Raw genomic sequence first — 12370 nt, 5'->3', positions numbered from 1 at the left:
TTTCCGCTTGAGCGTCGCTCATTTTTGCGCTAAGAATTTTGAGCGTTGCTCAAAAATGCGAGGCCGCGATGACAACCCAGACTACGCGAATGCCGAACCTCTTCTCGGACGATGCCATCGCCTTGGTGAACGGTTTGGTCCGGATCGTCTCTCACTTGGTAATGGCGCCGGTCGAGCGGATCGCCAATGCCTGCGATGTCGGCGGTCTTCTTGCCGCCCGGCGCGCGGCACGGCGGGCCGCCTCCAGCCTGTATCGGGCGGCCGGCCGCGGCGGGCATCGCGCCCGCCGTCGCGGCCTGTTCGGTTGTCTGCATTACCTGAGTGAACTGACCTAAAGGTCGCGCCAATCCTCGTTTCCAGTGCAACGAAGTGATCACCATGTCCCAACATGCCGCCCGCACCGATCGGCTTCCGCGTACCCGGATAAGCTTTTCGTCCATCACTTTCGCGACATCCTCAGGCCAGCTCGGCGGCGGTCTCGTTGTGTTTCCGCCCGCGCGTCGTTGTTTGCGTTCTCGATAATCGGTCCCTCATTTCGACAAGGTCGCGGCGCTTTCCAAGCATCAGCCGCTGCACAGCAGGAAAGACTCATGATCAAGCAGTTGATGTCGTCCCGCCGCTTCGCGCCGCTGTTCTGGGCGCAATTCTGCTCGGCGCTGAATGATAATGTGCTGAAGAACGCGCTGGTCATCATGCTGCTCTATGGCGCGGTCGCCAGCCATGGCGACGCACTGGTCACCGTCGCGGGCGCCGTGTTCATCTTCCCGTTCTTCATCCTGTCCGGGCTCGGCGGTGAGCTTGCCGACAAATACGTCAAGGGCGTCGTCGCCCGCCGGCTGAAATTCGTCGAAATATTTGCCGCCGTGTTCGCGGCGCTTGGCTTCTTCATGCATTCCGTGCCGCTGCTGTTCATCGCGCTGGCGATGTTCGGCGTCGTCGCGGCGCTGTTCGGGCCGGTGAAATACGCGATGCTGCCGGACCAACTCACGGTCGGTGAGCTCGCCACCGGCAACGCGCTGGTCGAAGGCGCGACCTTCATGGCGATCCTGATCGGCACCATCGCGGGCGGTCAGCTCGTGTCGGGCTCGACCCATATGGGCCTCGTGTCCCTGGCGGTTGTCGGGCTCGCGCTGCTCTCCTGGGCCTCGGCGTCGCGCATCCCGCATACGGCACCGTCCGCGCCAGAGCTCCGCATCACCTCCAATCCCTGGACCTCGACCGCGCATCTGTTGAAGTCGCTCTATGCCGAGCCGCGGCTGTGGGACGGCATGATCATCGTCTCCTGGTTCTGGCTCGCCGGTGCGGTCGTGCTGTCGCTGCTGCCCGCGCTGATCAAGGGCGTGGTCGGCGGCAGCGAAGGCGTCGTCACGCTGTGCCTTGCGATCTTCGCCATCGGCATTGCGGTCGGCTCGCTGTTTGCAGCCCAGCTCAGCCATGTCAGGCCCAATCTGGCGCTGGTGCCGATCGGTGCCATCATGATGGGCGTGATCGGGCTCGATCTTGCCTGGGCCATCGGCACCACCACGACCGGCGCCGACATCACGTCGGGCGCCTTCGTCACGTCCTGGGCGGGCCTGCATCTGCTGATCGACTTCGCGCTGTTTGCCTTCGGCGGCGGCTTGTTCGTGGTGCCGTCCTTTGCCGCGGTCCAGGCCTGGTCGGAGCCATCCGCGCGTGCCCGCGTGATCGCCGCCGGCAACGTCTTGCAGGCCGCCTTCATGGTGGTGGGCTCGCTGGTTGTCGCGGGTCTGCAGGCGGCGGGCCTTTCCGTGGCCTGGATCTTCTTTGGTCTGGCGCTCGCAAGCTTTGGCTCGGTCTGGTTCGTGCTTAGCAAATGGGGCCGCGAAGGCGTGCGCGACTTCGGCGCGCTGCTGGTCCGGGCGCTATTCCGTACCGAGGTGCGCGGGCTGGAGAACCTGCCGCCGGTCGGCACCCGCATGCTGATCGCGCCCAATCATGTCAGCCTGATCGACGGCCCGCTGCTGCACGCGGTGCTGCCAATCGACGCCACCTTCGCGGTCGACACCGGAATCTCCAAAGCGTGGTGGGCGAAGATCTTCCTGAAGATGGTCCGCCACATCACCATCGATCCGACCAAGCCGCTCGGCGCGCGCGACCTGATCAAGCTCGTCGCAGCCAGCGAGCCGGTGGTGATCTTTCCCGAAGGGCGGATCACCGTCTCCGGCTCGTTGATGAAGGTCTATGACGGCACCGCGATGATCGCCGACAAGGCCGATGCCGTGGTCGTGCCCGTGCGCATCGAGGGCGCGCAGCGCTCGCATCTCAGCTACCTCAACAACGGCGAGATCAAGCGCTCCTGGTTCCCCAAGGTGACGGTCTCGATCCTGCCGCCGGTGAAGCTCGACATCGACACGTCGCTGAAGGGCAAGACCCGCCGCAATGCCGCGGGCGCTAAGCTGCAGGACGTGATGATCGATGCCATGGTCAAGAACGCGATGCTCGACCACACGCTGTTCGAGGCGCTGGCGCATGCCTATCGTGACCGCGATACCGGCAAGGTGCTGATCGAGGATCCGCTCGGGACCCAGCTCACCTATCGCAAGCTGCTGCTCGGCGCGCAGGTGCTGTCCCGCACGCTGGAGGAGGGCACCGCGGTCGGCGAGAACATCGGCGTGCTGCTGCCGAACTCGGCCGGTGTCGCCGTCGTGTTCATGGCGCTGCAGTCGATCGGCCGGGTGCCGGCGATGCTCAATTTCTCGGCTGGTCCCGTCAACGTGCTGGCGGCGATGAAGGCGGCGCAGGTGACGACCGTGCTGACCTCGCAGGCCTTCATTGATAAGGGCAAGCTCGATAAACTGATGGCGGCGATCGAGGGCCAGGCGCGAGTCGTCTATCTCGAGGACGTGCGCGCCGCGGTCTCCATCATCGACAAGATCAAGGGCCTGCTCGACGGCATCGCCCCGCGCGTGGCGCGCACGGCCAATGATCCCGCGGTGATCCTGTTCACCTCGGGCTCGGAGGGCACGCCCAAGGGTGTCGTGCTGTCCCATCGCAACATCCTCGCCAATGCGGCGCAGGCGCTGGCCCGCGTCGACGCCAATGCCAATGACAAGGTGTTCAACGTGCTGCCGGTGTTCCACTCATTTGGCCTCACCGGCGGCTTGATGATGCCCATGTTGGCGGGCATTCCGATCTACATGTATCCATCGCCGCTGCATTACCGGATCGTGCCCGAGCTGATCTATCAGACCGGCGCCACCATCCTGTTCGGCACCGACACTTTCCTGACCGGCTATGCCCGTTCGGCCCACGCCTACGATTTCCGCACCCTGCGGCTGGTGATCGCCGGCGCCGAGCCGGTCAAGGACCGCACGCGGCAGGTCTATATGGAGCGCTACGGCATCCGTGTGCTGGAAGGCTACGGCGTCACCGAGACTGCCCCGGTGCTGGCGATGAACACGCCGATGGCTAATCGTGTCGGTACCGTCGGCCGGCTGTCGCCGCTGATGGAAGCCCGCCTCGACCCGGTGCCGGGCATCGAGGAGGGCGGCCGGCTGTCGGTGCGCGGCCCCAACGTGATGCTTGGCTATCTGCGTGCGGAAAATCCCGGCGTGCTGGAACCGCTCCCTGAGGGTTGGCACGACACCGGCGACATCGTCACCATCGATGCGCAGGGCTTCATCACGATCAAGGGGCGCGCCAAGCGTTTTGCCAAGATCGCTGGCGAGATGGTCTCGCTCTCGGTGGTCGAAGCCATCGCAGCCGCGTTGTGGCCGCAGGCGACTTCGGTCGCGGTGTCGATCCCCGATCAGCGCAAGGGCGAGCGCATCGTGCTGCTGACCACGCAGAAGGACGCCGAGCGCAGCGCGATGCAGCGCCAGGCGAAGGCGCAGGGCGCGCCCGAGCTTGCCGTGCCGGCGACCATCATGGTGGTCGACAAGGTGCCGCTGCTCGGCAGCGGCAAGACCGACTATGTCACCGCCAAGGCGCTGGCCGAGGAGCAAGGCGGCGCTGTTCAGGAGCGCGACGTGGCGTGAGGTCTTCGCTGCCCACACGATCGAAACAGAGCGGCCCCTGCACAGCGGGGGTCGTGCTGCTGCACGGCATCGCCGGCCGCTCATTGATGCTGCGCCGGATGGAACGGGCGCTGCAGCGCGCCGGCTTTGCAACGCTCAATCTCGACTATCAGAGCCGCAAGAAGCCGCTGGACAGGCTGGCTGAGGACATCCACCCTGCGATCGCCGCCTTTGCCGCCGCACACGCCGGCCCGATCCATTTCGTTACCCATTCGATGGGCGGGCTGCTGGCGCGGGTCTATATCGCCAGGCATCGACCTCTGAGACTCGGCCGCGTCGTCATGCTGGGCACGCCGAACGGCGGCAGCGAGGTGGCCGATCGCCTCAAGGACGTCTCGCTCTACCGCGCCTATTTCGGCCCGGCCGGCCTGCAGCTCGTGACCACCAAGGATGCGACCTTGGCTGCATTGCCGCCGCTCGACTACGAGGTCGGCATCATCGCCGGCAACCGCTTCCTCGATCCGATCTCGGCCCTCTTACTGTTGCCTTGGCCGAATGACGGCCGTGTTTCGGTCGAGAGTTGCAAGCTCGATGACATGGCCGATCACACCACGGTCAAGGCCTCGCATATGGGCCTCTTGGTCCACCCCACCTCCGTCAGACAGACCATCGCGTTCCTGCGCCATGGGCGATTCGAGACTGTTCGTTCGATGTGGCGAACCGCGCGCGATGCGCATCGCGTGGCGGGCTGACGCAAGCTTTCCTTGCCTGGCGCCGCTATCCGGCGACAATCTCGTTTTTCGGCTAGCACATAGGCAATGCCATGACCGACAGCGTCATCCTCGACAAGCGCGGACAGTCCCTCTGGATCACCATCAACCGGCCGGACAAGCGCAATGCGCTCAATGGCGACGTCATCGCCGGCATCGCGCGCGGCTACGCGAAGGCGCATGAAGATGCGGAGGTGCGGGTGATCGTGCTGACCGGCGCGGGCGAGAAGGCATTCTGCGCCGGCGCCGACCTGCAGAATTCGGGTGCAGCGTTTGCGACGGATTTCTCCCGGCCCAATGTCGATTATGCCGATCTCTTGCGCCTGTCGCAGAACGCGACCAAGCCGGCGATTGCGCGCGTCAACGGCGTCTGCATGGCCGGCGGCATGGGCCTCTTGTGCATGACCGACATGGCGATAGCCGCCGATCACGTGATCTTCGGCCTGCCGGAGGTGAAGGTCGGCGTGTTCCCGATGCAGGTGCTCAGCCTGCTGCAGAACATCGCGCCACGGCGGCTCATCAACGAATGGGCGCTGACCGGCGAGCCGTTCGATGCGAAGGCCGCGATGGCCGCGGGCCTGCTCAATCATGTGGTGCCGGCAGCCGAGCTCGACGCCAAGATCGACTGGCTGATCGGCCGCATCATCGACAAGTCGCCGACCGCGATCCGCCGCGGCAAGTATGCCATGCGCGCCATTGGCGCGATGTCGTTCGACGAGAGCATCGCCTATCTGGAAAGCCAGATCGCGCTGCTGGCCATGACCGAGGACGCCAAGGAAGGGCTGAAGGCGTTCGCCGAGAAGCGCAAGCCGGTGTGGACGGGGAAGTAATGTGCTACGCGATATCTCGCAGTTAGTTGTACTACGACGGCCTCGCCGCATCCCTGGTGTCGTCCCGGCGAACGCCGGGACCCATAACCACCGGCCGCTGTGATTGAGCACGCCGTTAGCTCCAGCTCGCGCATACGACATCCCGTGATTATGGATCCCGGATCGCTCTCACTGCGTTCGCTTGTCCGGGACGACAGCGGAGGAGGTGGCGCGACATTGCGAGCGAAGCAATCCAGAAAGCGCGAAGCCTGGAGCAATCCGTCACTTCGCTTCTTGCAATGAGCGGAAGGTGATATTTCTGATTCAGCTGCCAGCAGTCTATGGCGACGTGCGCGTGATCTTGCGGCATTTCGCGCTGGAGGGCTTCCAGCCGAGCTTGCCCTGACGACCCATTAGCTTCATCATAGATGATCGGTGCTGCGGGAAACAAGGCGAGCGCATGATGCGATCTGTCGAACATTCCGAAATCGGCAGCTTGTGCATTCGATCGATGCGACCGGACGAGATTGCGCTCGCGACGGACTGGGCGGCGGCCGAGGGCTGGAATCCCGGGCTGGCCGATACCGCCTGTTTCGCCGCGGTCGATCCGGATGGCTTTCTCGTCGCCGAGCGGGACGGTGAGCCTGTCGCGACGATTTCCTGTGTCAATTACGACGAACGCTTCGCCTTTCTCGGTTTCTACATCGTGCGCCCGGATCTGCGCGGCCGCGGCCACGGTCTGCGCATCTGGAACGCGGCGATGGCGCATGCGGGCAGCCGCGTCGTTGGGCTCGATGGCGTGGTCGCGCAGCAGGACAACTACAAGAAATCCGGATTCGATTACGCCTACGCCAATCTCCGCTATGGCGGGATCGCCAAGGCCCCGAGAAGCCGGCAAGCCGGTATCGTTCCGCTGACCGAAATTCCGTTCGCCGCAGTCGAAGCGTCCGATGCAACTGTGTTTCCGGCACGGCGCAGTGCCTTTCTGAAGAGCTGGATCAGCGCACCCGGGCATGTCGGGCGCGCGCTGATGCGGGGCGGCGAGCTTGTCGGCTGGGGCGTCGTCCGTCCGTGCCGGACGGGCTACAAGATCGGGCCGCTGGTCGCCGATGATCGCGGCACTGCCGAAGCGGTGCTGTCAGCCTTGTTGGCTGAGGTCGCTCATGCCGAGGTCTTCCTTGACGCCCCCGCGATCAATCGCGATGCCGTCGCGCTGGCGCAAGGTCTCGGACTTGCACCGGTGTTCGAAACCGCGCGCATGTATACCGGACCGATCCCGCCGCTGCGGATGGAGCGGGTGTTCGGCGTCACGACCTTCGAGCTAGGCTGACAGGCCTTGTCCGTGCGTATCGAGGTCTTCGCCGCTTCTTTGCGTTGGCCGATGCCGCGCCGGCCGCGAAGAACAGCAGGGCGCCGAGTGCGACAGTGGCCGCGCGCGCAACGTCGCCGGGAATCAGCATCGCGCGCTGCGCGGCTTCGTTGCTGAACGAGCCGCGGGTCCGATGCAACCGCGTCACGGGGCGATCGAGATTGTCGGTGTGGTCGGGCACCAGCGGTACATCGGTCTGCTGCCCGGTAACCGCCCTGCGCGCGAGATAGCGATCGAGAAAAGCGGGCGCGATGGCGTTGCCGAGAATGGTGAGCAGCGTCTGCCAGCCGATCCAGTATTCGCGAAACGGCCCATCGACGACGCGATAAACCGCATCGGCGATCACCTCGGGCTCGACCGGCTGGCCCATCGGGCGCGGTGAGTACGGGATATGCGCGCGCGCCCAGTCGAATTGCGGCGTATTCACCGCCGGCAGATCCACCATGCTGATCGTGATGCCGGAGCCCTCGTTGAGCAACTCGGTGCGGAGCGAATCCGTGAAGCCGCGGATCGCGTGCTTGGCGCCGCAATAGGCCGACTGCAGCGGGATGCCGCGATAGGCGAGTGCCGAGCCGATCTGGATGATGCGGCCCTGGTTGCGCGGCCGCATCGACGTCAGGGCGGCCATGGTGCCGTAGACGAAGCCCAGATAGGTCACCTCGGTAACCCGACGGAATTCCTCCGGCGTCATGTCGGACACCATCGAGAACACCGTTTCCATCGCGTCGTTGATCCAGACATCGGCCGGGCCGAGTCGCTCTTCGAGCCGCGCTGCCGCGGCGAACAGCGCGTTGGCGTCCGCCACGTCGACCGCCTCGAATTCGGCGTGCGCACCGGAGCGCTCCAGTTCGCTCCGCACATCCTGCAGCGCAGTTGCGTCACGCGCAATGAGCCCGACGCGGTCGCCGGTTTGCCCAAACCGATTGGCGATGGCGCGGCCAACGCCCGCCGAAGCGCCGGTGATGATGACAGTGCGGGGGTGTCGTTGACGCGGCATGTTAAATCTCCGGATGCCCCATCTATCAACGTCTGCCCGCCATCGATGTTTCCGACGCCAGGGTGCCGCACCGCTGAAGCTTTGGTAAGCTCCGTGGCTGCGCCCTGTGCTCAGCCGGCGTTCGGCTTCAGCCCGGCGGCCTCGATGCCGGCGATGGCGCAGATCTCGTCATTGTCCGAGGTGTCGCCGGAGACGCCGACGGCACCGAGCACCTTGGCGCCGTCCATGATCAGGACGCCGCCGGGCACCGGCACCATGCGGCCCTGCGCCAGCGTGTTCACCGCGTCGATGAAATAGGCCTGCTCCTGCGCGCGCTGGAACAGCGCCCGCGAACCCAGGCCGAGTGCCAGCGCGCCATAGGCCTTGCCGTGCGCAACCTCGGCCCGCATCAGGCTGGTGCCATCCTGTGCGGCCGTGACCTTCACCGCGCCGCGGGCGTCCAGAACCGTGATGACGAGCGGCTTCAGCTTTTTCTCGACCGCCTTGGCGAGCGCGGCATCGAGGATCTTGCGGGCGGTGTCGAGCGTAAGGTCGGCCATGGTCAGTGTCCTCTGTGATCGGCAATGAAGTTCTTGGGGGAGGAGGGCGCGCGGTCGAGGCTCATCGCCAGGATCTGCGCCGCATGCACCGCGCCGCGGGCGGCGCCGTCCTGAATCTGGTGACGGCATGAGGTGCCGTCGGCGACAATGAAGGTGGCCGCATCGGCCTTGCGGACGGCCGGCAGCAGTGAAGCCTCGGCCATCGCCATCGATTCCTCGTGAGTATCGGCGCCATAGCCGAACGCGCCGGCCATGCCGCAGCAGGAGGACTCGATAGTCTCGACAGCGAGTTCCGGAATCAGCCGCAGCACCTGCTCGACCGGCTTGAACGCCGCGAATGATTTCTGGTGGCAATGGCCGTGCAGCAGCGCCTTGCCGGACAGGGGCGCGAGCGGAAGCTGCAGCCGGCCGCTCTCCGCCTCGCGCGCCAGAAACTCCTCGAGCAGCAGCGCATGCGCGCTGATCGTCTTCGCAGCGGTGTCGGCGCGGAGCGACAGCAGTTCGTCGCGCAGGGTCAGCAGGCAGCTGGGCTCGAGCCCGATGATCGGCACGCCGCGTGCGGCGAACGGTCCGTAGGTCTCGACCACGCGATTGAGCTCGCTCTCGGCCTGATCGACCAGGCCTGCGGAGAGGAAGGTGCGGCCGCAGCACAGCGGCCGGCCACCATCCCTCGGCTTCGGGATATAGACGCGGTAGCCGCCGGCGAGCAGCACCCGCAAGGCGGCATCGAGGTTCTCGCGCTCATAGATGCGGTTGAAGGTGTCAGCGAACAGCACGAGCTCACGGCCATTCTCCGGGCCCATGGCCTCAACATCGACGCTGAAGGTGTCGCGGCGGAACGCCGGCAGCTTGCGCTTGGCGCTGATGCCGGCAACGCGCTCCATCAGCTTGCGCAGCAGCGCGCTGTGATTGCGCAGGTTCATTAGCGGCGCGAAGGTCGCGGCGAGGTCGGCGTAGCGCGGCAGATATCCCACCAGACGATCACGCAAGGTGAGGCCGCGGCTCTTCGCGCGCGCCGCCAGCACCTCGATCTTCATCTTGGCCATATCGACGCCGGTCGGGCATTCGCGGCGGCAGGCCTTGCAGGAGACGCACAGCTTCAGCGTCTCCATCATCTCGTCCGACGCCAGCGCGTCGGGGCCGAGCTGGCCTGATATCGCGAGCCGCAGCGTGTTGGCGCGGCCGCGGGTGACGTCCTTTTCATTGCGCGTCGCACGATAGGACGGGCACATCACGCCGCCCTCGAGCTTGCGGCAGGCCCCGTTGTTGTTGCACATCTCGACCGCGCCCTGGAAGCCGCCGCCCTTGCCGGGATAGGCCGACCAGTCGAGCACGGTCTTGAGATCGCCGACGTGATAGTCCGGTGGGTAGCGGAACAGCGAGCGATCGTCCATTTTGGGCGGATCGACGATGCGACCCGGATTGAGCACATTGTCCGGATCGAAACGCCTCTTCACCTCGCGGAAGTCGTCGACAATGCGCGAGCCGAACATCTGTTCGTGGAATTCCGAGCGGACGATGCCGTCGCCATGCTCGCCGGAATGCGAGCCCTTGTATTCGCGGACCAGCGCGAAGGCTTCCTCGGCGATCGCGCGCATCGCGCGCACGTCCTTCTCCAGCTTAAGGTTCAGCACCGGCCGCACATGCAGGCAGCCTTCGCTAGCGTGCGCATACATGGTGCCGCGGGTGCCGTGCTTGGCGAAGACGTCGTTGAGCCGCGCGGTGTAGTCGGCGAGATGCGGCAGCGGCACCGCGCAATCCTCGACGAAGGAGACCGGCTTGCCTTCCTGCTTCATCGACATCATGACGTTGAGGCCGGCGGCGCGGAATTCGGCGACGCCGCTCTGCAGCGCAGGATCTGATATCTCGACCACGCCGCCCCATTTGCGCGGCTCGTGATCCCAGGCGAAGCCGAGATCGCCCATCAGCTGGGTGAGCTGCTTCAGCTTGGCGAGGTTCTGGTCCTGGTCTTCTTCGGCGAACTCCACCACCAGGATCGCATCGGGATCGCCGCGCACGGCAGCGCCGATGATCGGCTGGAACATCGCGATCTCGCGTCCCAGCGCGATCATGGTGCGGTCGACCAGCTCGACTGCGATCGGCTTCAGCTTGACCAGGTGCTGGGCGGCATCCATCGCCTCGTAGAAGCTGCCGAAATGACAGACGCCGAGCACCTTGTTGCGGATCAGCGGCCATAGCTTGAGCTCGATCTGGGTGGAGAAGGCGAGCGTGCCCTCCGAGCCGACCAGGAGATGCGCCATGTTGTTGGCGGCGTTGCGCGGGGTCAGCGCATCGAGATTGTAGCCGCCGACCCGGCGCTGCACTTTCGGGAAACGTTCGGCGATCTCGGCCGCCTCGCGCGCGCCGAGTGCCAGCATGTCGCGGAACAGCGCGCGGCCGCTGTCGGGCGCGTTCAGCTCGCCGAGATCGCGCGCGACCTCGCCGAAATGCAGCTGCGTGCCGTCGGCGAGTGCGGCGCCGATCGAAATCGTGTTGTCGCGCATGGTGCCGTAGCGCAAGCTCCGGCCGCCGCAGGAATTGTTGCCAGCCATGCCGCCAATGGTGGCGCGGGAGGCGGTGGAGACGTCGACCGGAAACCACAGCCCATGCGTCTTGAGCTGGCGGTTGAGGTCGTCGAGCACGATGCCGGGCTCGACCACGCAGGTCCGGTTCTCGATGTCCAGCGAGATGATCCGGTTCAGGTGCTTTGAGAAGTCGACGACGATGCCTTCATTGACGGTCTGGCCGCATTGCGAGGTGCCGCCGCCGCGCGGGGTGACGATGCGGCCGTCATCGCGGGCGATCGCAAGCGCTCGCAGCGCCTCGTCGATCGTGCGCGGCACCACCACGCCGGCCGGGATGATCTGGTAGAAGGAGGCATCGGTGGCGTAGCGGCCGCGATTGAACCGGTCGAAGAAGACGTCGCCCGTGATCTCGGCGCTGAGCTTCTGTTCGAGCCGCGAGGCGCCGGCTTGCGCTTGGGACATGGAATTCCTCGGTCGGGGGGCAGGGGTGCCAACCCCAGCCCGACGTCATTCATTTACGGCTAGACCTAAATAGATTTTGCATGCAAGTCTAGCGATACTGCCGGGACAATCAGCCGGCTCTGGCAAGCCGTGTCGATGTCGCGGGGGCGGGCGCAGCGTCGGGTTCGGTGAGGTAGGAGATCGCGGCCGCGCCCTTGTTGCGCAGATGCTGGAACAAGCTGTCGGAGAGCTCGCTGCCGGAGCGGCGACGGAGCGCCTCCAGGATCGCCTCGTGCTCGCGCATTGCCTCGCTCCAGCGCTCCCGCTGATGGGCGAAATTGGCGGAGAAGCGCACCCGCCTGATCCGCCCCGCCAAGCTCTCATAGGTCGTGCGCAGTGCCGCGTTGCCGGCGGCCTCGACGATGGCGTGATGGATGAGCTGGTTCATCCGGAAATAGCCCTGCATCTCGCGGCGCATGTAAAAGCCGTACATATCGTGATGCAATTGCTCGATTTTTTCGATCTCTTCATCCGAAATCCGCTCGCAGGCGAGCCGGCCGGCGAGACCCTCGAGGCCGCCCATCAGGTCGAACAGTTCGCGGATATCGTCCGCACTCAACGGGCGCACCCGGGCACCCCGGTTCGGCAGCAGCTCAAGCAACCCTTCAGCCGCCAGCACTTTTAAGGCTTCACGCAAGGGCGTGCGGGAAACCTTCAGCATTTCACAGAGTTGCCGCTCGGAGATGCGCGCGCCGTCAGGGATATTGCCTTCGACGATGTAGTCGCGCAGCCGCGACAGGATCTCGTCATGCAGCGAGACCTCGTCGCGCCCCGGCGCATCCTTGCCGCTGGTTTCGGTGGGCGCCGCGACCGCCTCATCTGGAATCGTTGAGTTCATCGGGAAACTCTAGCGGTCGTTGCAAGGCACGTCGATGGCGAAATT

The 12370-nt window shown here is 65.4% G+C and carries 9 protein-coding genes; 5 read left to right on the top strand and 4 right to left on the bottom strand.

All coding sequences use genetic code 11. The features are described from left to right. Nucleotides 1–89 precede the first annotated feature (89 nt). The 5 genes from P6U24_RS28080 to P6U24_RS28060 all read left to right on the top strand — a co-directional run bounded on the left by P6U24_RS28080 (nucleotide 90) and on the right by P6U24_RS28060 (nucleotide 6886). Nucleotides 90–335 (top strand): hypothetical protein, encoded by a 246-nt coding sequence (locus tag P6U24_RS28080; protein ID WP_407155689.1) that lies wholly within the window; start codon nucleotides 90–92, stop codon nucleotides 333–335. Between the two features lie 255 nt (nucleotides 336–590). Then, complete coding sequence (locus tag P6U24_RS28075; protein ID WP_407155688.1) at nucleotides 591–3998, top strand: acyl-[ACP]--phospholipid O-acyltransferase; 3408 nt, start codon at nucleotides 591–593, stop codon at nucleotides 3996–3998. Then, nucleotides 3995–4729: an esterase/lipase family protein gene (locus tag P6U24_RS28070; protein ID WP_407155687.1), complete on the top strand. Its 735-nt coding sequence runs from the start codon at nucleotides 3995–3997 to the stop codon at nucleotides 4727–4729. Before P6U24_RS28075 ends, P6U24_RS28070 begins: the two co-directional genes overlap by 4 nt. A 71-nt stretch (nucleotides 4730–4800) precedes the next feature. Further along, on the top strand, nucleotides 4801–5577 hold the full coding sequence (locus P6U24_RS28065) for an enoyl-CoA hydratase/isomerase family protein (RefSeq protein WP_407155686.1): 777 nt from the start codon (nucleotides 4801–4803) through the stop codon (nucleotides 5575–5577). A 466-nt stretch (nucleotides 5578–6043) separates the two neighbouring features. Then, nucleotides 6044–6886 carry a GNAT family N-acetyltransferase gene (locus tag P6U24_RS28060; protein ID WP_407160614.1) on the top strand — a complete coding sequence of 281 codons (843 nt, stop codon included), beginning with the start codon at nucleotides 6044–6046 and terminating at the stop codon, nucleotides 6884–6886. Here the strand turns inward: P6U24_RS28060 and P6U24_RS28055 are convergent. The 4 genes from P6U24_RS28055 to P6U24_RS28040 all read right to left on the bottom strand — a co-directional run bounded on the left by P6U24_RS28055 (nucleotide 6864) and on the right by P6U24_RS28040 (nucleotide 12325). Next, the gene (locus tag P6U24_RS28055) at nucleotides 6864–7922 is read right to left on the bottom strand and encodes an SDR family oxidoreductase (RefSeq protein ID WP_407155685.1); all 1059 of its coding nucleotides are present in this window, start codon (nucleotides 7920–7922) and stop codon (nucleotides 6864–6866) included. The two genes, P6U24_RS28060 and P6U24_RS28055, sit on opposite strands and share 23 nt — an antisense overlap. A gap of 110 nt (nucleotides 7923–8032) precedes the next feature. After that, on the bottom strand, nucleotides 8033–8461 hold the full coding sequence (locus P6U24_RS28050; protein ID WP_407155684.1) for a GlcG/HbpS family heme-binding protein: 429 nt from the start codon (nucleotides 8459–8461) through the stop codon (nucleotides 8033–8035). 2 nt (nucleotides 8462–8463) lie between these two features. After that, a complete protein-coding gene (locus P6U24_RS28045) occupies nucleotides 8464–11448 on the bottom strand; it encodes an FAD-binding and (Fe-S)-binding domain-containing protein (RefSeq protein WP_407155683.1) in 2985 nt (994 codons plus the stop codon). Between the two features lie 109 nt (nucleotides 11449–11557). Then, nucleotides 11558–12325 carry a GntR family transcriptional regulator gene (locus tag P6U24_RS28040; protein WP_407155682.1) on the bottom strand — a complete coding sequence of 256 codons (768 nt, stop codon included), beginning with the start codon at nucleotides 12323–12325 and terminating at the stop codon, nucleotides 11558–11560. Nucleotides 12326–12370 lie beyond the last annotated feature (45 nt).

It is taken from the genome of Bradyrhizobium sp. STM 3557, from assembly GCF_045571465.1.
Lineage (GTDB): Bacteria > Pseudomonadota > Alphaproteobacteria > Rhizobiales > Xanthobacteraceae > Bradyrhizobium.
This window is presented reverse-complemented; position numbering and strand designations above follow the sequence as displayed.

What these genes read in the sequence shown, in the direction of transcription:
- P6U24_RS28055 (WP_407155685.1), bottom strand. Translation starts at nt 7,922, where the DNA reads ATGCCGCGTCAACGACACCCCCGCACTGTCATCATCACCGGCGCTTCG.
- P6U24_RS28050 (WP_407155684.1), bottom strand. Translation starts at nt 8,461, where the DNA reads ATGGCCGACCTTACGCTCGACACCGCCCGCAAGATCCTCGATGCCGCG.
- P6U24_RS28065 (WP_407155686.1), top strand. Translation starts at nt 4,801, where the DNA reads ATGACCGACAGCGTCATCCTCGACAAGCGCGGACAGTCCCTCTGGATC.
- P6U24_RS28045 (WP_407155683.1), bottom strand. Translation starts at nt 11,448, where the DNA reads ATGTCCCAAGCGCAAGCCGGCGCCTCGCGGCTCGAACAGAAGCTCAGC.
- P6U24_RS28040 (WP_407155682.1), bottom strand. Translation starts at nt 12,325, where the DNA reads ATGAACTCAACGATTCCAGATGAGGCGGTCGCGGCGCCCACCGAAACC.
- P6U24_RS28080 (WP_407155689.1), top strand. Translation starts at nt 90, where the DNA reads ATGCCGAACCTCTTCTCGGACGATGCCATCGCCTTGGTGAACGGTTTG.
- P6U24_RS28075 (WP_407155688.1), top strand. Translation starts at nt 591, where the DNA reads ATGATCAAGCAGTTGATGTCGTCCCGCCGCTTCGCGCCGCTGTTCTGG.